Source organism: Curtobacterium sp. 22159 (genome assembly GCF_052045775.1).
In the GTDB taxonomy this organism is placed as follows: Bacteria; Actinomycetota; Actinomycetes; order Actinomycetales; family Microbacteriaceae; genus Curtobacterium.
This window is the reverse complement of sequence record NZ_JBQEPN010000013.1, coordinates 93,550-119,139: the sequence shown is the minus strand read 5'-3', so window position 1 is coordinate 119,139 and position 25,590 is coordinate 93,550. Positions and strand designations below refer to the sequence as shown.

Genomic DNA, 25,590 nt, shown 5'->3' with positions numbered 1-25,590 from the left:
GCGCGGCGCGGCGCGGCGCGGCGCGGCGCGCCGCGGCGGCCGAGTCTCGCGCTCAGCGACAGTTCACGCGCTACCGACCGCGTGAACTGTCGCCCAGCACGAAACTCGCGCCAGGCGCTGGCCAGGAGGCGCGCCTCCAGTCCGCCAGTCCGGTCGGGCCGAATTTCGCGGCCAGCGACACTTCACGCGCCACCGACCGCGTGAACTGTCGCCCAGCACGAAACTCGCGAGCCGCCCGGACGGGAGGCGCGCCTCCAGTCCGCCAGTTCGGTCGGGCCGAGTCTCGCGGCCAGCGACACTTCACGCCCCGCGGAGCGCGAGAAGTGTCGGCCAGCGCGAGACTCGCGCCAGCCGCCGCGCCGCCCGCGCGCGGCCGCGCCGCGCGCTACTGCATCGTGGCGTACGACAGGCAGGCGTCCCGGAACATGTCGAGCGTCTCGTCCGTCGTGGACGCGAACACGGACACCCGAGCGACGCCGAGCCGCGTCGTCACGGAGACGCCGTGGTTGTGCAGCGCCGCCGAGAGCGCCGTCAACCGGCCCTGCGGCGGCCGGAGCACCACGATGCCGGCGCGCTCACGCGGGTCCCGGCTGGACTCGACGGACAGCCCGAACTCGTCCGCGATGTCGAACACCCGCTCCACCCGGTCGGCCACGCGGTCCTGCACGGCGGCGACCCCGACGGCGGTCAGTCGGTCGAGCGACACGGCGAGCCGGGCCTGGGACACGGGATCGACCCGCGACATCTGGAAGCCGGCAGCCCCGGGCCGGACGGCGGGTACCTCGGTCGGCCAACCGGACGTGCCGGCGGACCCGGACAGCGCCGGGCGCAGGCGGTTCAGGGCGCGGTCGCTGAAAGCCGTGAAGCCGGTGCCCCATCCCGCGTGCAGCCACTTCTGCCCGCCGGTGGCGACGACGTCGGCGACCTCGTACGGAGCGTCCACGACGCCGAAGCCCTGGATGGCGTCGACGATGAGGAGGCGGTCGCCGATGACGTCCCGGATGGCGGCGAGGTCGGCGAGGTAACCGGTCTGCCAGTCGACGAGCGACACGGCGACCGCGGTCACCTCGTCGGTGAGCCGTGACTCGATGAGGGTCGGCGTCATCCAGCCCGCGCCGGACTCGACGACGACCGGCTGCACGCGACCGCCGGTGGCCGACGCGGCGCTGGCGAGGGCGAGCGGCAGGGACGGGTACTCGTCCGCGGAGACGAGCACGCCGCCGGTCAGGCCGAACGCGGTGTGCAGCAGGCCCGGCGTGGTGGCCGTCTGGGACACGACCTGGTCCTCGCGTCGCCCGACCAGCCGTGCGGCGACGGTGCGCACCCGGGCGTCCTGCTCGTCGAGCGTCTCCATGGCCCCGAAGCGCATGTGCTCCTGGATGGTCCCGAGCACGCGCTGCTCCTCGAGGACCGCGGTCTGCACGGGACCGAACGCGGCGTGGTCGAGGTAGCCGGGCTCCTCGGCGAAGCCGGCGGCGTACTCGTCGATGTTCACAGGGACAACCTTCCGTGGGACGAAAACCCTGTGAGTCTACTGGAAGCACGCGACCGGGCGGACGCGCAGTGCGTCACCCGCCGAAGCGACGGGACCGCAGTCCGAAGTCCCGCACCGCGCGGAGGAAGTCGACCTCGCGCAGGTCGGGGTAGAACGCCTCCACGAAGTAGAACTCGGAGTGCGCGCTCTGCCACAGCATGAAGTCCGACAGCCGCTGCTCGCCGGAGGTTCGGATCACGAGGTCCGGGTCCGGCTGTCCCTGCGTGTAGAGGTGGTCGCCGATGAGCTCGGGCGTGAGGACCTCCGCGAGCGTGTCGAGCGTCCCGCCGCCCTCCCCGTGGGCCCGCACGATGCTCCGCATGGCGTCGGCGATCTCACGGCGACCGCCGTACCCGACGGCGAGGTTGATGTGCAGCCCGGTCCGGTCGGCCGTCCGACGCTCCGCCTCGGAGAGGGCGGACACGAGCGCCGCGGGGAGTCCCTCGTTCGACCCGACGTGCTGGACGCGCCAGTCGCGGTGGTCCGCCAGGGTGCCCGCGAGGTCGGCGATGATGTCGACGAGCTGCGCGAGCTCGTCGCCGCCGCGCCCCGTGAGGTTGTCGGACGACAGCAGGTACAGCGTCACGACCTCGATCCCGAGGTCGTCGCACCAGGTGAGGAACTCCGGGATCTTGGCGGCCCCGGCGCGGTGGCCGTGCGCAGCCGACTCGAGCCCGAGCTGCTTCGCCCACCGCCGGTTGCCGTCCACGATCATGGCGACGTGCTTCGGCATCGCCGAGCCGTCGATCTGCCGGCGGATGCGGCTCTGGTAGGCGCGGTAGAGGATCCCTCGTCCTGCCCATCCCGCCCTGCCGGTCACGGAACGAACATAGTGCACCCTGCCTCCGAAGCAGCCCGGTCACGGGGTGTTCGGCGGACGTTCGGCATCGCCCCCTACGGTCGGACCATGCAGGCCGAGCACGACACCGGGGCGCTCCCCCACGTCCCCTTCACGGACGAAGCGGCGAGCACGCAGCCGACCACGCGGCCGACCGCAGAGCCGAGCACCGCCGCCGCTCGTGCACCCGAGCTCCGGCCGGCCTGGCGCGGCTGGATCCACCTCGGAGCGTTCCCGTTCGCCGTCGCGATGGGCATCGTGCTCATCAGCCTCGCCGGTTCACCCGCCGCGAAGGTCGGCAGCGCGGTGTTCATGGCGACGTCGCTGGCGTTGTTCGGCGTCTCGGCGACGTACCACCGCTTCCCCTGGGGGCCGACGGTCAAGGCGGTGCTGAAGCGCATCGACCACACGAACATCCTGCTGCTCATCGCGGGGACGTACACGCCCGTGGCGATCTGCGCCCTGCCGCACACCCTCATGGTCGTCGTGCTCTGGGTCATGTGGTCCGGTGCGGCGCTCGGCATCGCGTTCCGGGTGCTCTGGATCGGCGCCCCGCGCTGGCTCTACGTGCCGATCTACCTCGTGCTCGGGTGCGCCGCGCTGGGGCTGCTGCCCCAGTTCTTCGCTGCGAGCGTCCCGATGACGGTGCTCGTCCTCTCCGGCGGCCTGGCGTACGTCCTCGGGGCCCTCGTCTACGGCTTCAAGCGGCCCGACCCCGCACCGACCGTGTTCGGCTTCCACGAGGTGTTCCACGCACTCACCGTCGTGGCGTTCGCCGCCCAGTGGGTTGGTGTGCTCATCGTGGCGCTCCACCCGGTGCGGTGAACGCGACCCGTTGACGGCCTGGAGGCGCGGGTCGGCCCCGCACCGCGCCTCCCGTCCCCCGCCCGGTCGCCGGTCCTCGCGCAGCGTCAGCCGCGCTCGGTGTCGTCGCCGACGTCCTCCCGGCCGTCCTCGGCGGCACGCCGCTCCGGTTCGTCCGTGGCGACACCGCCGGTCGTGCGCTCGGCGGACTCGGCCTCGAGCCGCTCCCGGATCTCCGACCGGTAGCGCGTCCGCCGGATGCGTCGGGTCATGTCGATGACCAGGAGGATCGTCACCACCGCGACCACGGCGATCGCGATGAAGCCGGCGACGCCGGGCGTCACGTCGACGTCGGGGACGGTCGAGGTCGGGCTCGGGCTGGGGGTGGCGGCGAGTGCCGCCCAGGTGGTGCTCACGCAGTGGTGTCCTCGTCTGCCGGGATCCCCGCGAAGAGGTCGGACTCCGGCACCGACGTCGGCACGCGGGCCTCGACGAGCTGGTAGTCCTCGGTCGGCCACACCGTCGCGAGGAGGTCGTTCGGCCAGTAGAAGAAGGGGCTGTCCGGCGGCACCTGGCTGGCGTGCGCGCGCAGTGCGGCGTCGCGGGCGTCGAAGTACTCGTGCACGTCGACGTGGCTCGTCGCGAGGTCCGGGCGGTCGGCGAACCGTTCGACCCATTCGCGGAGCTGCTCCACGAGGGGGCTGTCGGGATCGCGCTCGCGGAGTGCGTCGTAGAACGCCCGGAAGCGCCGCGGGTTCATGGTGCGCTCGTAGTAGAGCTTCGAGATCGACCAGGCGGGCCCGGCGTCCGGGTACTTCGACGGGTCAGCGGCGTCCCGGTAGGCGGCGACGGAGACCTCGTGCGTGCGGATGTGGTCGGGGTGCGGGTACCCGCCGTTCTCGTCGTACGTGACGAGTACGTGCGGCCGGAACCGTCGGACCACGCGCACGAGCGCCTCGGTCGAGTACTCGAGCGGCACCGTGGAGAAGGTGCCGGGGCGCACGGTCTCGCCCTTCTCGGCGTCCGGCAGCCCGGAGTCGTGGTAGCCGAGCCACACGTGGTCGATGCCGAGCGCTGCCTGCGCGGCGGCCATCTCGGTGCGGCGGAACCCGGCCATGTCCCGGTGGGCACGGCTCGTCGCCGGCTCACCGAGGTGCTCGTTGAGGATGTCCCCGGCCTCGCCACCGGTGCACGAGACGACCAGGACCTCGTTGCCCTCGGCCGCGTACTTCGCCGCGGTGGCCGCTCCCTTGCTCGACTCGTCGTCGGGGTGGGCGTGGACGGCCATCAGACGGTACGGCACGTGGGATTCCTCACTGGTCGTGAGCGGTGGTGGGACCTGCACGGTGTGGCCGTGCTCGCGGGCGGCGCACAGCGAGGCGTGAACTACCCTGGGATCAGGATAATCACCCCGGGAGCCCCGAACTGTCCGAACCGCAGCACCAACCGGCACCTCAGCCGTCCGCCAGCACCACCGCGACGCTGGACGACCGCTACGGCCGTACCCCCGGCCGAGCGCGCCGGACGCGGCTGATCGGCATCGTGGCCGCCGTCGCCGTCGCCGTCGTGTTCGCCGTCTGGGTGATCTGGGCCGGTCCGGGGCAGACGAGCCACGGGCTGGACACCGACGACGTCGGGTACCAGGTCGTGTCCGAGCACCGGACGGTCGTGCACACGCAGATCTCCGTCGACCCCGGGACGGTCGCGGAGTGCGCCGTCCAGGTGCTCGACAAGTCGTACACGATCGTCGGGTGGAAGCAGATCCGGGTGCCGGCCTCCGACCAGCGCACCCGGAGCATCACGACCTCCGTGAACACCGTGTCCCGTGGCGTCACCGGCTTGATCCACGACTGCTGGGTTCCCTAGACTGCGGTGATTCGCGGACAAGACCGGCCACTCCGGCCGGTCTTGTTCTTTGCTGAAGGGAATCACCATGAGCAACGACACCCAGGTCACGTGGCTGACCCAGGAGGCCCACGACCGCCTCAAGGCCGAGCTCGAGACGCTGTCCGGTGAAGGTCGCCAGGAGATCGCGAACCGCATCGAGGCCGCTCGTGAAGAGGGCGACCTCAAGGAGAACGGCGGGTACCACGCCGCCAAGGACGAGCAGGGCAAGATCGAGGCCCGCATCCGGCAGCTGACCGAACTCCTCAAGAACGCCACCGTCGGCGCAGCGGACTTCGACGGCACCGTCGAGCCCGGCACCGTCGTCACCGCGGTCATCGCCGGCGACGAGTCGACCTTCCTCGTCGGCAACCGCGAGATCGTCGGCGAGGGCTCCGACCTCACCGTCTACAGCCCGGTCAGCCCGGTGGGCGCCGCGATCGTCGGGCTGCGCCCCGGCGACGAGACCACCTACACGGCGCCGAACGGCAAGGAGATCGCCGTCAAGGTGACGAACGTCGAGCGCTACGAGCCGTAGACGCGCGCCCTTCGGCGCGACGTCCTGACGGACTGGAGGCGCGGTGNCACCGCGCCTCCAGTCGGTCTCGGCCCTGGTTCAGTGCTCGAGCAGTTCCGGACGGAACCCGACCTCACGGAGGCGGTGGATGACCTCCTGCGCGTGTTCGGGGCCGCGCGCCTCGATCGACAGGTCGAGCGCGACCTCGTTGATCACGAGTCCCTGGCCGTGACGCGTGTGCAGCACCTCGACGACGTTCGCGCCGGCGTCCGAGATGACCTGTGACACGCGTGCGAGCTGGCCGGGGCGGTCCGGCAGCATGATCCGGATCCCGATGTAGCGCGATGCGGCGACCAGACCGCGGGTGATGACGCGCTCCATCATCAGCGGGTCGATGTTCCCGCCGCTCAGCAGCACCACCGTGCGGCCGGTGTCACGGACGGCTCCCGACATGATCGCCGCCACACCGACGGCGCCCGCGGGCTCGACGACCAGCTTGGCGCGTTCGAGGAGCACGAGCAGCGCGCGTGCGACGTCGTCGTCGGACACCGTGACGATGTCGTCGACGAGGTCCCGGATGATCGGGAAGTTGAGGTCCCCCGGGCGGGCGACCGCGATGCCGTCCGCGATGGTGGGCTTCGTCGCGACCGTCACGGGTTCGCCGGCCTCGAGCGAGCTGGGGTAGGCGGCGGCGTTCTCGGCCTGCACGCCGATCACGCGGATCGGTCGGCCGAGCCGTTCGGCCGTGCCCTTCACGGCGAGGGCGATGCCGGAGATGACACCCCCGCCACCGATCGGCACGACGACGGTGTCGACGTCGGGCACCTGGTCGAGGATCTCGAGCCCGAGCGTCCCCTGTCCGGCGATGACGGCCGGGTGGTCGAACGGCGGGATGAAGACGGCACCGGTCCGCGCTGCGAAGTCCTTCGCGGCGCTGAGCGCTTCTTCCACGGAGTGCCCGCGGAGCACGACCTCGGCGCCGTAGTGGCGCGTGGCCTGCAGCTTCGGCAGGGCGACACCGACCGGGGTGAAGATCGTCGCCGGGATCCCGAGTTCGCGCGCGGCGAGGGCCACCCCCTGGGCGTGGTTGCCCGCGCTCGCCGCGACCACGCCCGCGACGCGCTGCTCCGGGGTGAGGGTGGAGAGCCGGTTGTAGGCGCCGCGCACCTTGTAGGCGCCGGTCCGCTGCAGGTTCTCGCACTTGAGGTGCACCGGCGATCCGAGCACCTCCGCGAGGAACTGCGACGTCTCCATCGGCGTGACCCGCGCGACCCCGGCGATCGTGGTGCGCGCCTTCTCGATGTCGTCGAGCGTGGGGATCAGCTGCGCAGTGGTGTCGGTCACGGTCCCATCATCGCGGGTCCGGCCGCTCCTGACGAACCCGTGACGCTCAGTTGGTGCTGGCGGTACCCTCCACCGCGTCCGGCCCCTGCTTCGAGCCGGGTGCCGGGACGTCGTCGCCGATCTGGTGCCGACGACGCCGGAGGAGCTGCAGTTGCCCGTGCTGCCCGTGCTTCGGCGTCGCCTCGAGCACGTGCTCCGAGTCGAGTCCGCGCCACCGACCGCTCGCGATCGTGGTCACCATGGCGTTGAGCGTGGCGATGAGCGGGACGGCGAAGAACGCACCGGCGATGCCCGCGAGCCCCGACGCCGCGGTCACGCCGAGCACCACCGCGAGCGGGTGGACCTTGACGGCGTTGCCCATGACGAGCGGCTGGAGGATGTGCCCCTCGATCTGCTGCACGAGCAGGACCACACCGAGCACGAGGATCGCCGCGACGGGACCGTTGAAGATGAGGGCGACGAACACGGCGAGGAAGCCGGTGACGATCGCACCCACGACGGGGATGAAGGCGCCGAGGAAGACGAACGCCGCGATCGGGATGACGAGGGGCATGCCGCCGAAGAAGAGCCCGACGATCCAGGCGCCGAGGCCGATGCCGACGGCGTCGACGAACGCGACGAAGATCTGCACGCGGATGAAGCTCGTCAGGGTGATCCAGCCGGCGACACCGGCGCCGTCGACCGTCGCACGCGCCTTCTTCGGGAAGAGCCGGACGGTCCAGCGCCAGACGTTCTTGCCGTCGATGAGCAGGAAGATCGTCGTGAACAGGATGATGAAGAGCGCCTCGAACACGTGGGTCGCCCCCGAGCCGGCACTGGCCACGCCGGACAGGATCGAGCCCGAGTTGTCCTGCAGCCACTTCGTGCCGTCGTCGAGCCACGTGTTCACGTCACGCTGCGTGATGCCGAAGCCGGAGTTGAGGACGAAGTCCTTGATGTTCGCGTACTGGTCGATGGTGCGGTCCCGCAGCGACGGGTAGGACGCGACGATCTGGTCGACCACGAGCCAGATGAGCCCGCCCAGGGCGGCGAGACCGCCGAGCAGGCTGATCACGACGGCCAGCCACTTCGGCACGTGGTGCCGCTGCATCCAGTTCGAGATCGGGACGAGCAGCGCCGAGATCACGATCCCGATGAGGAAGGGGATGAGGATCTCGCTGAACACGGTCATGAGCCAGATGAAGACCGCGACGACCCCGACGACGACGAGGATCCGCCACGACCACGCCCCCGCGATCCGCATCCCGGTGGGGACCGACTCCTCGACCACGGGATCCGGATGCGTCTGCGTCTGCTTTCTGCCCCATGCCATGCCGCGAGTGTATCGATGTGCGTCCTGACAGGTACCAGATACGGCATACGTCGGGGTACGGCGGTGTCGGCGGGGGTCGGTAGCGTCGACGGCATGGTCAGGACCACGCTCTCCGCCGCCGAGGCCCGTCGCGTCGCGTTGGCCGCGCAGGGCTTCGGGCAGCCCCCGTCCGACGTCGTGTCCACGCGGGCGCTGCACGCCGGGTTCGCGCGGCTCGGACTGCTGCAGATCGACTCGGTCAACGTCTTCGAGCGCAGCCACTACCTCCCGCTGTTCGCCCGGCTCGGCGCGTACGACCGCTCGACGCTCGATCGCTCGACGTTGTCGAAGCGCGGACCCTACGCGGAGTACTGGGCGCACGAGGCAGCCTTCATCGAGCGGTCCGACCTGCCGCTGTTCCGGTGGCGCATGGACGCCCTGCGGGACCGCGACTCGTGGCCGACGCGTGTCGACGGCGTCACCCGGACCGAGGGCGTCCGGCGCGAACTCCGGGCACTCCTCCGCGCCGAGGGGCCCATGCCGGCGAGCGCGGTCGAGCACGAGTCGAACGTCCGCCGCGGGCCGTGGTGGGGCTGGAGCGACGTCAAGCTCGGGCTCGAGCAGATGTTCCGCTGGGGTGACGTGGTCAGCGCGGGGCGCTCCGGGTTCGAGCGGGTCTACGCCCTGCCGGACCAGGTGCTCCCGGCCGGCACGCTCGAGACGGCACCGTCCCGGCCGGTGGCGATCACGGAACTCGTCCGCCGGTCCAGCCGTGCTCTCGGGGTCGGCACCCGCGCCGACATCGCCGACTACTTCCGGTTGCGCTCGGACGACACGGCGCGGGCGATCGCCGAGCTCGTCGCCGCCGGGGAGCTCGTGCCCGTCCAGGTCGAGGGCTGGGGCGAGCGTGCGTGGATGCACGCGGACGCCCGGGTCCCCCGGCGGATGACGGCGGACGCGCTGCTGAGCCCCTTCGACCCGGTGGTCTGGTTCCGGCGACGAGCCGAGCGGATGTACGGCTTCCACTACCGGATCGAGATCTACACGCCCGCCCCCAAGCGCGTGTACGGGTACTACGTGCTACCGGTGCTGCAGGACGACCGGCTCGTCGGGCGGATCGACCTGAAGAGCGACCGGCAGCGCGGTGTCCTCCGGCTCCGCACGGCGTGGCAGGAGCCCGGCGAACGGCTCGACGCGGACCGCCTCGCCGAGACCCTCCGTCGAACTGCCGCGTGGCAGGGGCTCGACGCGGTGGAGGTCACCGACCGGGGGACGGCCGCCGCAGCCGTGGCCGCAGCGCTCGGGGTCCCGCTGGTGCCGCACGTCGCCGCGGACGACGCGGATGCCGTGACCGCGGACGCGGCCGACACGGTCGACACGGTCGACACGGTCGAGACACTGGAGACGGCCGGCTGACGTCACCGCCGATCGGGCGGGTCCGCGGCTCGCCCTGGCGCGCCGGACGACCGTCAGAACCGGTCGATGCTGCCGCGCAACCCTGCGATGCGGTCCGCGAGCGGCGGGTGCGTCGAGAACAGCCGGTCCATCACGCCCGGCCGCATCGGGTCCGCGATCCACAGGTGCGCCATCGACGAGTTCTGCGTGCGCATCGGGCGACCGTACGCCCCGAGCTTCTCGAGGGCACGTGCCAGCCCCTCCGGGTGCCGGGTCGTCATCGCGCCGGTCGCATCGGCCAGGTACTCGCGCTGCCGGGAGACCGCCGCCTGCACCCCTGCCGCCGCGATGGGTGCGACGATGACGGCCACGATGCCCGCGATGAGCAGGATCGGGTTGTTGCCGCCGTTGTCGTTGTTGCGGTTGCGGCCGCCGGCGAGGCCGCTGAAGATCGAGATCCGCAGGAGCACGTCCGCGATGAGCCCGACCGCGACGACGAGCCCGAACACCATCGTCGAGACGCGGATGTCGTAGTTGCGGACGTGCCCGAGCTCGTGCGCCATGACGCCCTGGAGTTCCTGGTCGTCCATCAGGGCGAGCAGACCGGTGGTGGCCGCGACGATGGCGTGGTCCGGGTCTCGGCCGGTCGCGAACGCGTTCGGCGACGGGTCGTCGATCACGAACACCCTCGGCATCGGCATGCCGGTGGTGATCGCGAGGTTCTCGACCGTTCGCCAGAGCCGGGGTTCGGACGTCCGGTCGATCTCGACGCCGCCCGCGATCGCGGTCGCCTGCCGGGCGGCGAGGAAGTACTGCAGGACCGCGTAGCCGAGGGCGACGACGAGCACGATGAACCCGATCGACACGTTCCCGGCGAGGTAGCCGGCGAGGAAGCCGAGCGCGCCGATGATCAGCAGGAAGACGAGGACGATGAGGACCGTGTTGCGCTTGTTCCGCGCGATCGCGCTGTACACGTCGGAGCCGACGCCGCGTGGATCAGAACTGGACGCGCGGCGGTTCCGCGATCGCCGCGGGTTCGGCGGTCTCGAAGAACGGCGCCTCGGTGAAGCCGCGGCTCTTCGCGAACGAGGAGTTCGGGAAGACGCGGATCTTCGTGTTGAGCTCGCGGACGCCCCCGTTGTAGAAGCGACGGGCCGACTGGATCTTGTCCTCGGTGTCGACGAGCTCGGACTGCAGCTGGAGGAAGTTCTGGCTCGACTGGAGCTGCGGGTACCCCTCGGCGACTGCGAACACGCTCTTCAACGCCTTCTGCATGTGCCCCTCGGCAGCGGAGGCCGTGGAGGCGTCACCCGCGCTGAGCGTCTCGGCGCGGGCCTTCGTCACGTCGTCGAAGACGGACTTCTCGTGTGTGGCGTAGCCCTTGACGGTCTCGACGATGGTCGGGATGAGGTCTGCCCGGCGCTTGAGCTGGACGGAGATGTCACTCCACGCCTCGTCGACGCGGACCTTCAGCGTGACGAGCGAGTTGTAGGTGACCCAGAGGTAGATCCCGATGATCACGAGGAGGACCACCACCACTCCGACGACGATCAGCGTCGTGATGAGTCCGGTGTCCATGAGGGCGTACTCCTTTGCGCGTCGGGATCCGCGGTGGTTCGGGGCCGCCTGGGCAGCCGGGATCGATTGTATCGACCGTGCACGGCTGCTCCCGTCCGTGGCACTGGTTCACGGCCGATTCCCGAGTCGCGTTCACCCGGCGTTCGGCCTGGTCGGCGTGTCGTGCCGTCGAACACCGTCATCCGTTCGACGTATTGACCACAGGGGCGCGATCGCGTGGGATGGAGGCGGATGAACACGCGCGGGGAGAACGTGGACGAGCGGGCCGTCGGGGGCGACGGCCCCGTCCGGCGAACCCGGACGACGGTGCTGGTCTCGATCGCCGCGGCACTGGTGGCCGCACTGCTGTGGGGAGCGGCGCTGCCGGCCGTGGCCGTCGCGACGGACCCCGGGGCCGAGCCGCAGCCGACCTCGACGCCCGATCCTCTCCGACAGCTCACGCCGGTCCCGGGGCCGCCGACGAGCAGCCCCGCCCGGCCCGCCCGCCTCACGATCGCCGACCCCGGCGACATCACGAGCAGCACGGTGCGGTTCAGCGGCACCGGTGCCGCGGGACACGTCCTGCAGGTGACGGGGCCGGCGGCCACTGGCCGAGCGGGGTGCTCGGCGACGGTCCAGGGCGACGGCTCGTGGTCGTGCATGGCAACGGTCCGCTCCGGCCCGCAACAGGTGTTCACGGTGCAGGACCGGTCAGCGCCGGAACTCGGTGCGGCGAGCACCCCGGCGTCGGACGTCATCGTCCCGCCGGTGGTCACGACCTCACGACCGTCGAACGGCCCGGTGTCCGGCACCGGGCGCGCCGGTTCGACGATCACGCTCTCGGCGTCCGGGTCGACGACGGACCGGACGACGTTGGTGGGCAGCGACGGCCGCTGGACGGTGTCGTTCGGCGGCTCCACGCCCGCCACCGGCACGCGCATCACCGTGACCGCCACCCAGACCGCGAGCACCGCCGGCGGCTACCGGTCCGACCTGCGCAGCGCGGCGTCGTCGCCGGTGACGATCACGCTCGACCGGGCGGCTCCGTCAGCTCCCCGGATCACGACGCCGCAGGACGGCAGCAGCGTCCGAGCGCAGCCGCTGACCGTGTCCGGCACCGGTGCGGCCGACGCCGTCCTGACGGTGTACGTCGACCGTGCGCCGGTGTGCCGAGCCCACGTGGCGGCGTCCGGCCGGTGGTCCTGCTCGACGTCGGGGTCGACCCTCCGACCGGGAGCCCACGAGCTCACGGCCCTCCAACAGGACCAGGCCGGCAACTCGTCACGAACCTCACCCGTCGTCAGGATCGACGTCCCACGTGCCTCGTCGACCGCCCCGACCGGCTCCACGGGCCAGCCGTCGGGCGTCCCGTCGGGAAGCGGTGGGAGCAGCCCGAGCGACGGGAGCAACGGGAACGGCGGGAGCGGCGGGAGCGGCCACGCCGGCGGCCACGCGAACGGAGCCGGACCGGACCGCACCGGCGACACGACGGCTCCGGGCAGCGGCGCTCCCGGTCACGACGGCGGCGCCGGGCCGGGATCCGCCGCGGGCGTCGGCCGCGGCGCGCACGGGGACGGCCTCGACTGGTCCGGTCCCGCCGGTGACTGGACCGCGCCGACCGCCTACGACCACACCGTCCCGACCATCCAGGCCGCCTTCTCGTGGCGCACGGTCCTCATCGCCACCGCCGTCGCCGCCGGCTTCCTCGTCCTCGTCGTCGGTCCGCTCGCCCTGGTCGCCGCGGCCCGAGCGGACGGAGCCGGCGCGGCCAGACCGTTCCGTGGCCCGGTCCGCTCGCCGTTCGCACGGCTCCTCGGCCGCAACCGCCCGGGCGAGGAGCGCCGACGCGGGGACGTCCTGCCGACCTGGGCGTCGATCACCATGGCGTTCCTGTTCGTCGGGTTGTGCACGATCCTCGGCGTGGGCGTCTCGCTCGAGGCTCGCTACGTGCGGTTGGCCGTCGCGGTGCTGCTCGGTGCGGCGGTCACCACGACGACGGTGGTCCTCGCCAGCCGGTGGGCAGCGGGCGGCGACCGGGGGACGATCGGCTTCCGGGTGTCACCGTGGCTGGTGCTCGCGGCGCTCGTGGCGTGTGGCACCACCCGCTCGTTCGACCTCTCCCCCGCCGTCGTCGTCGGTGCCGTGCTCGTGCCCGTGGGCCGGCCGGACCTCGACACCGGAGCGCTCCGCCTCGGCTCGACGATCGCGAACGGCGCCCGCAGCGCGACCTGGCGCTCGGTCGCCCTGCTCGTCGTGGCTGCGGCCGGGTGGGTACTGCACTCGACGACGCCGACCACGGGGTTCTGGGGGTCGTTCTCGTCGGAGTTCGCGATCACCCTCTGCGTGGGCGGCCTCGGCGCGGTGGTGGTCACGCTGCTCCCGTTCGTGGGATCGGCCGGGCACTCGTTGCTCGCGGAGTCCCGCGGCCGGTACGTCGCGATCGCCGCAGTGGCCGTCGCCCTGGCAGCAGCGGTGTACTCCGGCACCGACGGCACGCACGTCTCCCCCGTCGCCCTGGCGGTCGTCGCAGCGGGCTGCGGTGCAGCCGCGGTGGTCGCACGGCTCTGGCTCGGCAGGGTCCGCGTCGAGGGTCCCTGACGATCCCTCCCGACGGCCCCGGCCGCCGGATACGCTGGCGAGCGGTGCACCAGGCACCCCCACCGCTTTCAGGGAGCGACGATGACCGAAACCCGATCCGACTACGACCCGACCCGGTTCCGCGAGGTCTTCGAGTGCAGCTACACGTACGCGAACGGCTTCGCTCGGAACACCCACCGCTTCGCCGGCCGACCGGCCCTCCGCGACCCGGACTCCGACCGCTCCTGGACCTACGCGCAGCTCGGCGCCGACGTCGACCGTGTCGCCGGCTGGCTCGTTCGACACGGCGTGGGCCGGGGCTCGGTGGTCATGGCCGAGCTCTTCAACTCCCCGGAGTTCGCGATCCTCTACCTGGCGTCCCACCGCATCGGCGCGGTGTTCTCGCCCACCAACTTCCGCCTCGCCCCCGACGAGGTCGCGTTCATCATCGAGGACTCCGCCCCCGTCGTCCTCGTGTACGACACGGCGCGCACCGCCGAGATCACGGCCGCCCTCGCCTCGGCGCCGCACAGCCCCGACCACGTGGTCGTCGTCGGGGACGGTGCCGGGCGTGCGGGTGCCACCGACTCGCCGTTCGCCGACCTCCTGGCCGCCGAGCCCGTCACCGCCGACGAGCTGGCCGCCACCGAGCCGCGGAGCACCTACGACGAGACCACCCGCCTGTACACGTCGGGCACGACCGGTCGCCCGAAGCCGGTCCCGCTCCCGAGCCTCGTCGAGGTGCTCAGCGCGCACGACGTCATCATGCATTTCCCGCTCAGCCCGTTCGACAAGACGCTGAACATGTCGCCGCTGTTCCACCGCGGGGGGCTGTACTCCGGCGGCCCGAACCCGGTGTTCTACGTCGGCGCCGAGCTGACGACGCTCCGGCACTTCGACGCCGACCGGGTCCTGGACCTCGTCGAGTCCGAGCAGCTGACCTTCCTCATCGGCGCGCCGCCGAACCTCGTGCAGCTCGCCGACGCGCAGGAGGCGAAGCCCCGCGACCTCTCGTCACTGCACGGCATCGTCACGATGGGCGCCCCGCTGGACCGTGCCGCAGCGCTGCGGTACCAGGAGCTCCTGTCGCCGCGCATCTTCAACGGCTACGGGACGACCGAGACGTTCTGGAACACGTTCCTCCGTCCCGAGGACTTCCCCGACGGCGCAGGCTCGACCGGCCGAGCGTCGACCGACGACGACGTCGCCGTGGTCCGGGTGTTCGGGGACCGCCTCGCCGACCCGACCGACACCGTGGCGAAGGACGGCTCCGAGATCGGCGAGTTCGCCGTCCGCACCGTGAAGTCCGGCTACTCGTACCGCAACCCCGGGCTCGAGGCCGAGAAGTTTGCGAACGGCTGGTTCTACCCAGGCGACCTCGCCACGTGGGACGAGCACGAGCGCGTGACGATCGTGGGCCGCAAGGACGACATGATCATCTCCGGTGGCGAGAACGTCCACCCGGTGCAGGTCGAGGCGGCGTTGCAGGAGCACCCCGGCGTGGCGGACTCGATCGTCGTCGGCACCCCGGACGAGCGGTGGGGCGAGGTCGTCGTCGCCTACGTCGTGCGCGCGCCCGGACGGCTTCCGGAGGACGACGCCGAAGCCGCGTCGGTGCTCGAGGAGTGGACGGTGTCGCACCCCGGTCTCGCCCGGTACAAGCGGCCGCGGCGCTACCGCTTCGTCACGGAGCTGCCCTACAACGCCACCGGCAAGAAGGTGCACTACCTCGCGAAGGCGACGGCAGCCGAGGACCAGGCGGCCGGTCGGTTCATCGAACCGTGACGGTCGGCGGGGCGTGACCACCGGACTGGAGGCGCGGGGCGGCGCCGACCCGCGCCTCCAGGATCAGACGGGCTGGTCCGTCCGCTGGACGGGCGCGTTGCGCCGGAACAGGCCGGGCAGCAGGCCGCCGATCTTCGTCCCGATGCACAGGCTGACGAAGGTCGCCAGCGGGGTGGCGAGCGCGACCGGGTCGAACGTCGCGACCGCGACCAACCCGACCGTGCCCGGCACCAGCAGCAGGAACGCGGGGAAGAAGGACACGGTCGCGGGGATCACCGGCACCAGCCGTTCGAGCACGCGCGTCGCCACGAAGAGCACCGCGGCGGTGACCCCGGTGGCCACGACGCTCCCCCACAGCGGCGCGACCCCGCTGAGCAGGGCGTACGCCGCCGTCATGACCGCGACGGACACGAGCGTCAACCGCCAGCCGGAGCGGAACACGAGGCCGAGTCCGACGGCGAGCACCACGACGGCGACCCAGGACACCCAGTAGGGCGGCACCGCCTCCCAGCCGCCGCGGTCCGTGCCGACACCGGCGACCTCGCCGACGAGCGCGGCGGACGACGGATCGACGTGCAACCCGGTCAGGGCGCTCCCCGCCGCGATGCCCGCCGCCATGAAGCCGAGCATGATGAGCCCCTGCATCAGCCGCGACGAACCGGTCACGATGTCGGACGCCGTGAGCTCCAGCAGGGCGTTCGTGATGAGGGCGCCGGGCACGAAGACCGCGACGGGCGCACACACGGCGAACAGGGGGACGTGGGCGAACCCGGTGTCGGCGGCGACCAGCCCGACGATCGTCGTCGAGACGAAGGCGGCGAGGAACGGGATCACGGCGACCGCCTCGCGTAAACGGCGGAGGGCGAGGCTGAGCAACCCGACGACCGCCCCGACAGCGAGCGCCACGAGGATCGCCCACCAGGGGCAGCGGAACACCACCGCCAGGCCCGCCGAGGTGAGTGCGTTGCCGAGGACCCACGGCAGTGCCGGCGTCGGTGCCGTGCCGGCGCGGATCGCCCGGACGCGAGCAGGGATCTCGGCGAGACGGATCGACCCGCTCTCGAGGCCGAGCACGAGCCGGTTGGCCCGCGCGGCCTGGCGGGAGGAGAGCTCGACGCCCTCGGTGTTCACGATCGTCGCGGCGCCGGTCGCGGTCTCGCTGACCATGACGAGTGCGGGCAGGACGCCCACGGCGAGCGTCGGACCGACTCCGGCGGCGTCGCGTGCCTTCTCGAGCGCCGATCGGACGTCGGTGACTGAGCTGCCGGCGTCGAGCAGCAGGGCGCCGAGCGTGCCGAGGAGCATGCCGACCGGGACGGTCTCGCCGTCGACGATCTCGACGTGGGCCTCGGGGCGGCCGAGGGCGTTGCGCAGGTTCGCGAGCGCGCTTCCGAGTCCGACCACGGGTGTCGATGTTACTGGGCGGGAGGCGGCCGCGGGGCGGCGCGCGGCCGCGCGCTGCCGCGGGCGGCCGCGGGCGGCCGCGGTCGGCCGGCGCGGGGCCGAGTCTCGCGCTGGGCGACAGTCCTCGGGCTCCGGAGCGCGAGAACTGTCGGCCAGCCCGAGTCTCGCGCCGCCCCCGCCAAATCTCGCGTACCCCCGGTGGGACTCGAACCCACAACTCAGCGATTTTAAGTCGCGTGCCTCTACCGATTGGGCCACGGGGGCGGGCCGCAACAGCCTACCGATGCACGAAGGCGGCCACCCCGAACGGGGTGACCGCCTTCTTAGGGTGCTGTTGCCTACTTGGCGTCGGCCTCGGCCTTCACCGGCTCGGCCTCCTTGGAGACGTCCTCGGCGGGCGTGGCGTACGCGGGGCCGGCAGCGTCGGCCGGCTTGCCCTCTTCGGGAGCCGTGGCGGGCTTGGCGGCCTCGGTCGGCGCAGCGGGCGCCTCGGCAGCGGGCTTCGGACGCGACGCGAACGCCTCGAACGCGGCGCGCGGGGTCTCGCGGTCGTCGAGCGACGCGATGTCGCGGCCCAGGAAGAAGCCGCCCACCCAGTCGCCGATCACGCGCCACTTGCGCTCCCACGACGGCATCGCCAGGCCGTGGTACCCGCGGTGAGCGCCCCAGGCGAGGAAGCCCTTCATGGCGAACTTGCCGGACTGGAACACGCCGATGCCGAGACCGAGGCCCGCGACGGCGCCGAGGTTCTCGTGCTTGTAGTCGCTCGTGGCCTCGCCGCGGATCGTGGCGACGAGGTTCTTCGCGAGCTGCTTCGCCTGACGGACCGCGTGCTGGGCGTTCGGCACGCAGAAGCCACCGACACCGCCACCCGTGAGGTCCGGCACCGCCGCGACGTCACCGCAGGCCCATGCGTCGGCGACCACGCCGTTGTCGTCCACGACCCGGAGGTCGGGCTGCACGCGGATGCGGCCGCGCTGCTCGAGCGGGAAGTCGGTGCCCTTGACCATCGGGTTCGCCATGACGCCGGCGGTCCAGATGATGAGGTCGGACTCGATAGTCTCGATCGCACCGTCGTTGGTCTTGAGCTCGCAGACACCGCCGACCGCGGAGGCCAGCTGGGTCTCGAGGTGCACGGTGGCACCGCGCTGGGCGAGGTTCTTGAGCACCCAGTGCGACGTCTCGAGCGAGACCTCGGGCATGATGCGCCCCATCGCCTCGACCAGGTGGAAATGCGTGTCGTCGAAAGACAGCTGCGGGTAGCTCTTGAGCAGGTCGGTGACGAACGAGCGGAGCTCGGCGAACACCTCGATGCCGGCGAAGCCACCGCCGACGACCACGACGGTCAGCAGGCGGTCACGCTCGGGACCGGCCGGCAGGTTCGCCGCCTTGTGGAAGTTCGTGAGGATCTTGTCGCGGATGGCCGCAGCCTCTTCGATGGTCTTGAGGCCGATCGCCTCGTCCGCGACGCCCGGGATCGGGAACGTGCGCGAGACCGCCCCGGCGGTCATGACGATCTGGTCGTACGTCTCTTCCCACGCGGGACCCTCGGTCGGCGTGATCGTCGCCGTCTTCGTGGCGTGGTCGACCTTGGTGACCTTGGCCGTGACGACACGCGTCTTCTTGAGGTGACGACGGTGCGCGACGACCGCGTGACGCGGCTCGATGGAACCGGCGGCGACCTCGGGGAGGAACGGCTGGTACGTCATGTACGGCAGCGGGTCCACCATCACGACCTCTGCTTCGCCCTGGCGAAGGTGCTTCTCGAGCTTCCAGGCGGTGTAGAAGCCGGCGTAACCGCCGCCGACGACGAGGATCTTGGGCACGGGGAATGGTCTCCTTGGATGGGGGTTGCCGGGAGTCGAGTCAGACTTCGCCGCCACCCGCCCCGACTCCAGCGTCTGCACAGCCATCATACGCCCGGCACTCACACCGGGAGGGCGACCAGCTCGCGCGCTCGAGCGCGAGGTCGCCGATGGGGTTGACACCGGGTCCGGCGGCGAGAGCGTGACCGACGAGGGCGTGCAGGCACTTCACGCGGGTGGGCATGCCACCGGCGCTGATGCCGACGATCTCGTCGACGTGCTCGATCGACTCGCGATCGGCCAGGTAGGACTCGTGCGCCGCTCGGTACTGCTCGGCGACGACGGGGTCCTCGAGCAGGGCAGCCAGCTCCGGCATGACCTGGTTCGCCTCGAGGGTGCTCACGGCAGCGGTGGCCGCCGGGTGGCACAGGTAGTACAGCGTCGGGAACGGGGTACCGTTCGACAGCCGGGGCTTCGTGGACACGACGGTGGGGTTGCCACAGACGCAGCGAGCCGCGATCCCGATGACGTCACGCGCCGGTCGGCCGAGCTGCGCCGACACGACCTGGACGTCGCGTTCGGAGGGCGGGTCGAAGGGAGGGGTCGTCACGGGTACGTGAGCCTACCGGAGTCCCGCGTCGGGTCCTACTTCGTGTCCCCGGTGCCCGAGACGTCGGGGGCGACGAGCTGCTGCTGGGTCTTCTCGGTCAGGCCGGACTCGAGCACCGAGGACAGCATCGCCTGCACCCAGTCGACCTTCGGCGTCTGGACCTTCGAGCTCACCGGCGTTCCGGAGTCGGTGGTGGGCGTGCTGCCCGACTTCTGGTTCTCGGCACCCATCACGAGGTAGCTCTCCTCGCCCGGGTAGACGTACAGCAGGCGGTCGCGGGCCTGGGCCTCGATGTACGCCGGGTCGTCCCAGCGCGCCACGTCCTTCTTCTTCTGCGCGACGTCGGCCTTCTGGCTCGCGACCTCGCGCTGCTGCTGCGTGATCTGCTCCTGCTGCTGGATCAGGGTCCGCAGCGACGGTGCGAGCACGACGACGAACAGCACGATGATGGCGAGCATGAGGAGGCTGAAGCCCGAGAACCGGATCGAGCGGTACCAGGGCTGCTCGGACGTGCCGTTCTCCGGCAGCGCCACGGGGACGCGGCGGACGCGGGGCTTCTGGCTGGGCACGGACCGACAATAACCCGGCTGGCCGGGTCGGCCGGTCCGGCACGCTGCGGTTGGGCAGGCTCTCAGCGGCCGTCGGCCTGGAGGCGCGGCTCGGCCCCGCCTCCTCCCTCCCCGAGTGCGCGAAATCCGTCACACTCGGCGTCCCCGGCAGGCGCCTTCCGCGCATTCGGCAGCACACCCGCGGCGTGTCCCGCACGCTCGTGGTCCGTCGCCGGGCGTGTCGGGAGCGGTGGCGCGCCTCCCGTGCCGGACACGACGAGACGCCGCCCTCCCGGAGGAGGACGGCGTCTCGAGGGTGTGCTGGTTACAGCGCGGCCGCCCGCGGGAAGGCCGTACGACCGGCGTAGACCGCCGCGTCGCCGAGCTCTTCCTCGATGCGGAGCAGCTGGTTGTACTTCGCGACGCGGTCCGAGCGAGCCGGGGCCCCGGTCTTGATCTGGCCGCCGTCGACCGCGACGGAGATGTCCGCGATCGTGGTGTCCTCGGTCTCACCGGAGCGGTGCGACAGGATCGCCGTCATGCCGTGCCGCTGCGCGAGGGAGACCGCGTCGAGCGTCTCGGTGAGGGTCCCGATCTGGTTCACCTTCACGAGGATCGAGTTGCCGGCCTGCTCGTCGATGCCCCGCTGCAGGCGCTTCGGGTTCGTGACGAAGAGGTCGTCGCCGACGAGCTGCAGCTTCTGCCCGAGCTCGGCGGTCAGGTGCGTCCAGCCCTCCCAGTCGTCCTCGGCGAGCGGGTCCTCGATGGTGACGAGCGGGTAGTTCGCGACGAGGTCGGCGAAGTACGCGGTGAACTCCTGGCTGGAGAGCTGCTTGCCCTCGAACGAGTACTTGCCGTCGTGGAAGAACTCGGTGGAGGCCACGTCGAGCCCGAGCGCGATGTCCTTGCCGGGCGTGAAGCCGGCCTTCTCGATCGCGGCGAGCAGGAAGTCGAGCGCCGCGCGGTTCGACGCGAGCTCCGGCGCGAAGCCGCCCTCGTCGCCGAGGCCGGTCGCCAGACCCTGCTTCTTCAGCTCACCCTTGAGCGCGTGGTAGGTCTCGACACCCCAGCGGAGCGCCTCGGAGAAGGACTCGGCGCCGTACGGCACGAGGAAGAACTCCTGGATGTCGACGTTGGTGTCCGCGTGGGCACCACCGTTGACGACGTTCATGAGCGGCACGGGCAGCGTGTGCGCGTTCGGGCCACCGAGGTAGCGGAAGAGCGGCAGGTCGGCCGAGTCGGCGGCGGCACGCGCCACGGCGAGCGAAGCACCGAGGATCGCGTTCGCGCCGAGGCGGGACTTGTTCTCGGTGCCGTCGAGCTCGATGAGCGCGGCGTCGACGAGGCGCTGGTCGGTCGCGTCGAAGCCCTCGAGTGCCGGGCCGATCTCGTCGAGGACGGCGTCGACGGCCTTGAGCACGCCCTTGCCGCCGTAGCGGGAGGCGTCTCCGTCGCGGAGCTCGTACGCCTCGAACGCACCGGTGGAGGCACCGGAGGGAACGAGCGCGCGGGACACGACGCCGTCGTCGAGGAGGACCTCGACCTCGACCGTCGGGTTGCCTCGGGAATCGAGGACTTCGCGTGCTCCTACGGCATCGATCACGGCCACGGGGTACTCCCTACACGTTCGGTTGTGGTGATTGCGCATCGATCCTACCGACGCCCGGGTGAACAGGAGGCGCGCGTGACGTGTGGCTGTGGAGAACTCAGGCGAGCGGGCGGAACGTGACGCCGTCGAGCGACTCGGTGTCGGCGCTCACGGACGCGAACGCGTCGAACCCCTGCTCGACGAGCCCGGCGAGCAGGTTCTTCATGTTCTTCGTTCGTCGCTCGAGCCGCACCCGGCGGTGTCCGTCGAGCGCCTCGGTCTTGAGCGCGGCGAGCCGGACCGGGTCCACGTCCTTGTCGTAGACGAGCACGACGGCGTCCGACTCCGACGACTCCGGCAGCGTGACGAGGTCCACGAGTCGCTCGAAGCCGAGCGAGAACCCGACCGCCGGGACTTCCTGGCCGAGGAAACGACCGATCATGCCGTCGTACCGGCCACCGCCGCCGAGGCTGTACCCGAAGTCCGGGTGCGCCACCTCGAAGATCGTCCCCGTGTAGTACCCCATGCCGCGCACGAGGGTCGGGTCGAAGCGCAGGTCGACGCCCGGGAGTGCCGACCGCAGGCGGAGCAGGTCGTCGAAGGCCTCGGGGTCGAGCCAGTCCGCACCCTCGACGGAGGACCAGTCGGCGGACTCGAGCGCCCGGATCGTGTCCTCGAGCCCGGGCAGGTCAGCCCCGATCGTCTCGCGGAGTTCGGTGGCCACCCCGTCCGGACCGATCTTGTCCAGCTTGTCGATCGTGATGAGCGCCCGGTCCGCGGTGTCGGGCTCGGTGATGCCCCACGATGCGAGCAGTGCGAGGAGGATCCGCCGGTCGTTGATCCGGATCGTGGTGCCCGCGATCCCGAGTGCGTCGAGTGCGGCGGTCGTCGCGCGGATGAGTTCGATCTCGGCGAGCTGGCCGGGTTCACCGAGCACGTCGATGTCGCACTGCACGAACTGGCGGTAGCGACCCTTCTGCGGTCGTTCCGCACGCCACACCGGCGCGATCTGGACGGAACGGAACACCGACGGCAGCTCGGCCCGGTGTGATGCGTAGAACCGGGCGAGCGGCACCGTGAGGTCGAACCGGAGACCGAGGTCGGCCAGGTCGAGCGGGGCCTCGGCACGCTGCAGGTCCTCGGTCGTGAGCCCGCGCTTCATGACCGCGAACGCGAGCTTCTCGTTGTCACCGCCGAGACCGGAGTGCAGTCGCGCCGCGTCCTCGACGACCGGGGTCTCGATCTCGTCGAAGCCGTGCTGCGCGTACACACCCCGGATCACACCGAGCACGTGCTCGCGACGGGCCTTGTCCGCCGGGAGGAAGTCACGCATGCCACGGGGTGCCGTCACGGTCGATGCCATGCGTCGATTCTGGCAGACGACGATCTCGGACTTGCGCACCACCCGATCTGCTGATATTCTGAATCCAGAACCTCGGCAGGGCGGATGCCTGATCCATCCGTCCCGCCGATCGCGTGGGCAACGTGCTGCAGTGTGCCCCGCGGTTCGAGCGGGGTCCCCTGTCGGTACCGCATCCCTGGTGGTGCCGACTGCCCGCTCGCGGGCGTCCTCCTTTTTTCGGGTTGGGAGGACGCCCGCACTCCTCAGCCGTCCTCGGACCCGGAACGTCGCCTCGTCGCGACGAACGCGGGCGGCGCTGTGTGGGCCCGTTTGACCTGGATCACTCGCTCGCGCGACCGGCGGCCTCGAGACGCGCAACCGCAGCACGAAGGCTCGCGACGGGGTCGATGCCGGCACTCCGGGCCTCGGCGACGGACGCGAGCACGGCACTCCCCCACGCCGCGTCCACAGCACCCGGACTGCCCGCGACGACCGGACCGGCGCCCGCTCCCCCGACCCGGACCCCGACCTCGAGCTCGGCCCCGACCCCGGTCCCCGACTCGGACTCGGACTCGGTGTCGACCGGCACCACCCCACCTGCACGTGCAGGTGCACGTGCAGCTGCACCTGCACCTGCACCTGCACCTGCACCGACCGGACCACCGTCACCGACCGGACCACCGTCACCCACCCGGCCACCGTCGGCGACTCGGCCCGTGGCGGACGCGACGACCGCGGCGAGGTCTCCCCGTTCCTCCAGGCGCTCCAGCAGCTTCACCGCGCGCTCCAACGGCGGCATCGCGTGCGGTACCCCGTCGAAGACGCTCCGCCGCGAGGACTTCTCCGCCGCCTTCGCAGCACGCCACACGCGCACGACGTCCTCGACGGTGTCGGCCCGTTCGCCGCCGAACACGTGCGGGTGCCGGCGCACCATCTTGTCGCGGGCTCCGGCGGCCACGTCCTCGAGGTCGAACGACGCGGCGAGCCCGGCGTGCAGGACGACCTGGTAGAGCACGTCGCCGAGCTCCTCCCGCAGGTCGTCCTCGTCGCCGGAGTCGATGGCGTCGACGAGCTCGTACGACTCCTCCACGGCGTACCGCGCGAGCGAGGCGTGCGTCTGCTCGCGGTTCCACACGCAGCCCGTGTCCGGGTCGAGCAGGCGTTCCACGACGGCGACGAGGTCCGAGACGGCGGTCATGCGGTCATGCTCGCACGCTGACGACACCTCGTGCGAGCGACCACGATCCGGTATACTGGACGTGGCGTGTCGGGAAGTCTGGTCGACGGACCATCACCCGATCCCGAATTCGACGGAGACCCATGTCGGCACTCGTCCGTTCCCCTCGCTTCAGCGCCATCGCACTCCTCACCGCGGCAGTCCTCGGACTCGTGGTGGCGAACTCCCCGCTCGGCGACGGCCTCGAACACGTCCTGCACGTGCACGCCCCGTGGAGCGCAATCGGGCTCGACCTCTCGGTGGCGCACTGGATCAGCGACGGGCTGCTCGCCGTGTTCTTCCTGCTCGTGGCCATCGAGCTCAAGCACGAACTCGTCGCCGGAGAGCTGTCCAACCCGAAGACCGCGGTCATCCCGGCGATCGCGGCCGTCGGCGGTGTGCTCGTGCCGGCGGGCATCTACCTCGTGGTGACGGACGGCACCCCGTACGGCCACGGTTGGCCGATCCCCACCGCGACGGACATCGCGTTCGCACTCGGGGTCCTCGCGATGTTCGGCCGCGGTCTGCCCTCCACGATCCGTGTGTTCCTGTTGGCGTTGGCCGTCCTCGACGACCTCATCGCGATCGTCATCATCGCGGTGGTGTTCGCCCACGGCACGGACTTCGCCGCGCTGGGCGGCGCCGCTGTGCTCCTCGTGCTGTTCTGGCTGCTGGGTCGGATGCTCCGTCCCGGGCGTTCCGGTCAGGTGTGGATCATCGTCGCCATGGTCGTCGTCGGCGTGGTGACGTGGTGGCTCGTGTACCACTCCGGCGTGCACGCGACCATCGCAGGGGTGGCGCTCGGCCTCGTCCTGCCGCGGCGACCCGGGCACACACTGCACGAGAACGTCGAGCCGTGGTCCAACGCCATCGTGCTGCCGGTGTTCGCCTTCGCCTCCGCTGCGGTCGTTGTCCCCGCGGTCGGGCTCGGGGAGCTCTCCCCCACGTTCTGGGCGGTCGTCCTCGCGCTGCCGGTCGGCAAGGTGATCGGCATCACGCTGTTCGGTTCGATCGCCACGAGGATCTTCCGCGCCCCCGGCCGCTCGACCCTGTCGTTCTGGTCGATCGTCACCGTCGGGGTGCTCGGCGGCATCGGGTTCACGGTCTCCCTGCTGATGAACGAGCTGGCGTTCGCCCGGAACGAGGAGATCCTCGATGAAGGGGTACTCGCGGTGCTGGTCGGTTCGGGTATCGCGATCCTCGCCTCCGCGGTGACGGTGAGCCTGCGGGCGCGCCGGTACCGTGCGCGGCACGAGCTGTCCGAGGTCGAAGCGACCGAGTAGCGGCGGCTGCGCCGGGCGGCGGCCGGCGTTCGAAACTGTCGCTGTCGTACGACAGCGACAGTGTCGCTTCTTGCACGAGCGGACTGTTGCGCAGGTCACCCTGCGACGTTGCGGTCGTCGTACGACAGCGACAACGTCGTCTCTTGCGCACGCGGGTGTTGCACGCGCGGACTGTTGCGGGCGGCGACGAGCGACGTTGCGGTCGTCGCGCGACAGCGACGACCTCGCTCCTTGCACGCGCGGACTGTTGCGCGCGCAGCCGTGCGAC

At 71.4% G+C, this 25,590-nt stretch carries 22 protein-coding genes and 1 tRNA gene; 7 read left to right on the top strand and 16 right to left on the bottom strand.

Going from position 1 to position 25,590, the window contains the following annotated elements:
• Positions 1 to 385 precede the first annotated feature (385 nt).
• Positions 386 to 1,495 carry an aminotransferase class V-fold PLP-dependent enzyme gene (locus ACTJKO_RS15070; RefSeq protein WP_440689959.1) on the bottom strand — a complete coding sequence of 370 codons (1,110 nt, stop codon included), beginning with the start codon at positions 1,493 to 1,495 and terminating at the stop codon, positions 386 to 388.
• A 73-nt stretch (positions 1,496 to 1,568) separates the two neighbouring features.
• The gene (locus ACTJKO_RS15065) at positions 1,569 to 2,354 is read right to left on the bottom strand and encodes an isoprenyl transferase (RefSeq protein ID WP_440689958.1); all 786 of its coding nucleotides are present in this window, start codon (positions 2,352 to 2,354) and stop codon (positions 1,569 to 1,571) included.
• Positions 2,355 to 2,441: 87 nt separating this feature from the next.
• On the opposite strand from ACTJKO_RS15065, the gene trhA reads away from it, so the two are divergent.
• The gene (trhA, locus tag ACTJKO_RS15060; protein WP_440689957.1) at positions 2,442 to 3,197 is read left to right on the top strand and encodes a PAQR family membrane homeostasis protein TrhA; all 756 of its coding nucleotides are present in this window, start codon (positions 2,442 to 2,444) and stop codon (positions 3,195 to 3,197) included.
• Positions 3,198 to 3,283: 86 nt separating this feature from the next.
• Here the strand turns inward: trhA and ACTJKO_RS15055 are convergent, their stop codons facing one another.
• Both ACTJKO_RS15055 and mca read right to left on the bottom strand, forming a co-directional pair.
• Positions 3,284 to 3,592 (bottom strand): hypothetical protein, encoded by a 309-nt coding sequence (locus ACTJKO_RS15055; protein WP_440689956.1) that lies wholly within the window; start codon positions 3,590 to 3,592, stop codon positions 3,284 to 3,286.
• On the bottom strand, positions 3,589 to 4,479 hold the full coding sequence (mca, locus tag ACTJKO_RS15050) for a mycothiol conjugate amidase Mca (RefSeq protein ID WP_440689955.1): 891 nt from the start codon (positions 4,477 to 4,479) through the stop codon (positions 3,589 to 3,591). The genes ACTJKO_RS15055 and mca overlap by 4 nt, the downstream gene beginning before the upstream one ends.
• 239 nt (positions 4,480 to 4,718) lie before the next feature.
• Between mca and ACTJKO_RS15045 the strand changes: the two genes are divergently transcribed.
• Positions 4,719 to 5,042, top strand: a complete 324-nt coding sequence (locus ACTJKO_RS15045) for a DUF4307 domain-containing protein (protein WP_440689954.1) — start codon at positions 4,719 to 4,721, stop codon at positions 5,040 to 5,042.
• A gap of 67 nt (positions 5,043 to 5,109) precedes the next feature.
• On the top strand, positions 5,110 to 5,598 hold the full coding sequence (gene greA, locus ACTJKO_RS15040) for a transcription elongation factor GreA (protein WP_440689953.1): 489 nt from the start codon (positions 5,110 to 5,112) through the stop codon (positions 5,596 to 5,598).
• 78 nt (positions 5,599 to 5,676) lie between these two features.
• On the opposite strand, the gene ilvA is transcribed toward greA, so the two are convergent.
• Positions 5,677 to 6,921: a threonine ammonia-lyase gene (gene ilvA, locus ACTJKO_RS15035; protein WP_440689952.1), complete on the bottom strand. Its 1,245-nt coding sequence runs from the start codon at positions 6,919 to 6,921 to the stop codon at positions 5,677 to 5,679.
• Between the two features lie 46 nt (positions 6,922 to 6,967).
• Positions 6,968 to 8,233: an AI-2E family transporter gene (locus ACTJKO_RS15030; protein ID WP_440689951.1), complete on the bottom strand. Its 1,266-nt coding sequence runs from the start codon at positions 8,231 to 8,233 to the stop codon at positions 6,968 to 6,970.
• Positions 8,234 to 8,326: 93 nt separating this feature from the next.
• Between ACTJKO_RS15030 and ACTJKO_RS15025 the strand changes: the two genes are divergently transcribed.
• A complete protein-coding gene (locus tag ACTJKO_RS15025) occupies positions 8,327 to 9,628 on the top strand; it encodes a winged helix-turn-helix domain-containing protein (protein ID WP_440689950.1) in 1,302 nt (433 codons plus the stop codon).
• A 53-nt stretch (positions 9,629 to 9,681) separates the two neighbouring features.
• Here the strand turns inward: ACTJKO_RS15025 and ACTJKO_RS15020 are convergent, their stop codons facing one another.
• Together ACTJKO_RS15020 and ACTJKO_RS15015 are read right to left on the bottom strand one after the other, a co-directional pair.
• Positions 9,682 to 10,581: a M48 family metalloprotease gene (locus ACTJKO_RS15020; RefSeq protein ID WP_440689949.1), complete on the bottom strand. Its 900-nt coding sequence runs from the start codon at positions 10,579 to 10,581 to the stop codon at positions 9,682 to 9,684.
• 22 nt (positions 10,582 to 10,603) lie between these two features.
• Entirely contained in the window at positions 10,604 to 11,185 is a 582-nt protein-coding gene (locus tag ACTJKO_RS15015) for a LemA family protein (RefSeq protein ID WP_440689948.1), read from the bottom strand.
• A 231-nt stretch (positions 11,186 to 11,416) separates the two neighbouring features.
• Here ACTJKO_RS15015 and ACTJKO_RS15010 point away from each other — a divergent pair, with 231 nt between their 5' ends.
• Together ACTJKO_RS15010 and ACTJKO_RS15005 are read left to right on the top strand one after the other, a co-directional pair.
• A complete protein-coding gene (locus ACTJKO_RS15010) occupies positions 11,417 to 13,762 on the top strand; it encodes an Ig-like domain-containing protein (RefSeq protein WP_440689947.1) in 2,346 nt (781 codons plus the stop codon).
• Between the two features lie 81 nt (positions 13,763 to 13,843).
• Positions 13,844 to 15,526, top strand: a complete 1,683-nt coding sequence (locus ACTJKO_RS15005) for a class I adenylate-forming enzyme family protein (RefSeq protein WP_440689946.1) — start codon at positions 13,844 to 13,846, stop codon at positions 15,524 to 15,526.
• Positions 15,527 to 15,589: 63 nt separating this feature from the next.
• Here ACTJKO_RS15005 and ACTJKO_RS15000 read toward each other — a convergent pair whose 3' ends face one another.
• From ACTJKO_RS15000 to ACTJKO_RS14965, 8 genes are all read right to left on the bottom strand, one after another.
• On the bottom strand, positions 15,590 to 16,930 hold the full coding sequence (locus tag ACTJKO_RS15000) for a threonine/serine exporter family protein (RefSeq protein WP_440689945.1): 1,341 nt from the start codon (positions 16,928 to 16,930) through the stop codon (positions 15,590 to 15,592).
• A gap of 190 nt (positions 16,931 to 17,120) precedes the next feature.
• A tRNA-Leu gene (locus tag ACTJKO_RS14995) sits at positions 17,121 to 17,194 on the bottom strand.
• A 74-nt stretch (positions 17,195 to 17,268) separates the two neighbouring features.
• A complete protein-coding gene (locus tag ACTJKO_RS14990; protein WP_440689944.1) occupies positions 17,269 to 18,756 on the bottom strand; it encodes an NAD(P)/FAD-dependent oxidoreductase in 1,488 nt (495 codons plus the stop codon).
• Between the two features lie 40 nt (positions 18,757 to 18,796).
• Positions 18,797 to 19,345 carry a DUF501 domain-containing protein gene (locus ACTJKO_RS14985; protein WP_440689943.1) on the bottom strand — a complete coding sequence of 183 codons (549 nt, stop codon included), beginning with the start codon at positions 19,343 to 19,345 and terminating at the stop codon, positions 18,797 to 18,799.
• A gap of 35 nt (positions 19,346 to 19,380) precedes the next feature.
• On the bottom strand, positions 19,381 to 19,914 hold the full coding sequence (locus tag ACTJKO_RS14980) for an FtsB family cell division protein (RefSeq protein WP_440689942.1): 534 nt from the start codon (positions 19,912 to 19,914) through the stop codon (positions 19,381 to 19,383).
• 304 nt (positions 19,915 to 20,218) lie between these two features.
• Positions 20,219 to 21,502 carry a phosphopyruvate hydratase gene (gene eno / locus ACTJKO_RS14975; protein WP_440689941.1) on the bottom strand — a complete coding sequence of 428 codons (1,284 nt, stop codon included), beginning with the start codon at positions 21,500 to 21,502 and terminating at the stop codon, positions 20,219 to 20,221.
• 97 nt (positions 21,503 to 21,599) lie between these two features.
• Positions 21,600 to 22,844 (bottom strand): histidine--tRNA ligase, encoded by a 1,245-nt coding sequence (hisS, locus tag ACTJKO_RS14970; protein WP_440689940.1) that lies wholly within the window; start codon positions 22,842 to 22,844, stop codon positions 21,600 to 21,602.
• A gap of 319 nt (positions 22,845 to 23,163) precedes the next feature.
• A complete protein-coding gene (locus tag ACTJKO_RS14965; protein WP_440689939.1) occupies positions 23,164 to 24,021 on the bottom strand; it encodes a MazG nucleotide pyrophosphohydrolase domain-containing protein in 858 nt (285 codons plus the stop codon).
• Positions 24,022 to 24,143: 122 nt separating this feature from the next.
• On the opposite strand from ACTJKO_RS14965, the gene nhaA reads away from it, so the two are divergent.
• A complete protein-coding gene (gene nhaA, locus ACTJKO_RS14960) occupies positions 24,144 to 25,322 on the top strand; it encodes a Na+/H+ antiporter NhaA (protein WP_440689938.1) in 1,179 nt (392 codons plus the stop codon).
• Positions 25,323 to 25,590 lie beyond the last annotated feature (268 nt).

What these genes read in the sequence shown, in the direction of transcription:
- trhA (WP_440689957.1), top strand. Translation starts at nt 2,442, where the DNA reads ATGCAGGCCGAGCACGACACCGGGGCGCTCCCCCACGTCCCCTTCACG.
- greA (WP_440689953.1), top strand. Translation starts at nt 5,110, where the DNA reads ATGAGCAACGACACCCAGGTCACGTGGCTGACCCAGGAGGCCCACGAC.
- ACTJKO_RS15030 (WP_440689951.1), bottom strand. Translation starts at nt 8,233, where the DNA reads ATGGCATGGGGCAGAAAGCAGACGCAGACGCATCCGGATCCCGTGGTC.
- ACTJKO_RS15025 (WP_440689950.1), top strand. Translation starts at nt 8,327, where the DNA reads ATGGTCAGGACCACGCTCTCCGCCGCCGAGGCCCGTCGCGTCGCGTTG.
- ACTJKO_RS15015 (WP_440689948.1), bottom strand. Translation starts at nt 11,185, where the DNA reads ATGGACACCGGACTCATCACGACGCTGATCGTCGTCGGAGTGGTGGTG.
- ACTJKO_RS15010 (WP_440689947.1), top strand. Translation starts at nt 11,417, where the DNA reads ATGAACACGCGCGGGGAGAACGTGGACGAGCGGGCCGTCGGGGGCGAC.
- ACTJKO_RS15005 (WP_440689946.1), top strand. Translation starts at nt 13,844, where the DNA reads ATGACCGAAACCCGATCCGACTACGACCCGACCCGGTTCCGCGAGGTC.
- hisS (WP_440689940.1), bottom strand. Translation starts at nt 22,844, where the DNA reads ATGGCATCGACCGTGACGGCACCCCGTGGCATGCGTGACTTCCTCCCG.
- ACTJKO_RS14965 (WP_440689939.1), bottom strand. Translation starts at nt 24,021, where the DNA reads ATGACCGCCGTCTCGGACCTCGTCGCCGTCGTGGAACGCCTGCTCGAC.
- nhaA (WP_440689938.1), top strand. Translation starts at nt 24,144, where the DNA reads ATGTCGGCACTCGTCCGTTCCCCTCGCTTCAGCGCCATCGCACTCCTC.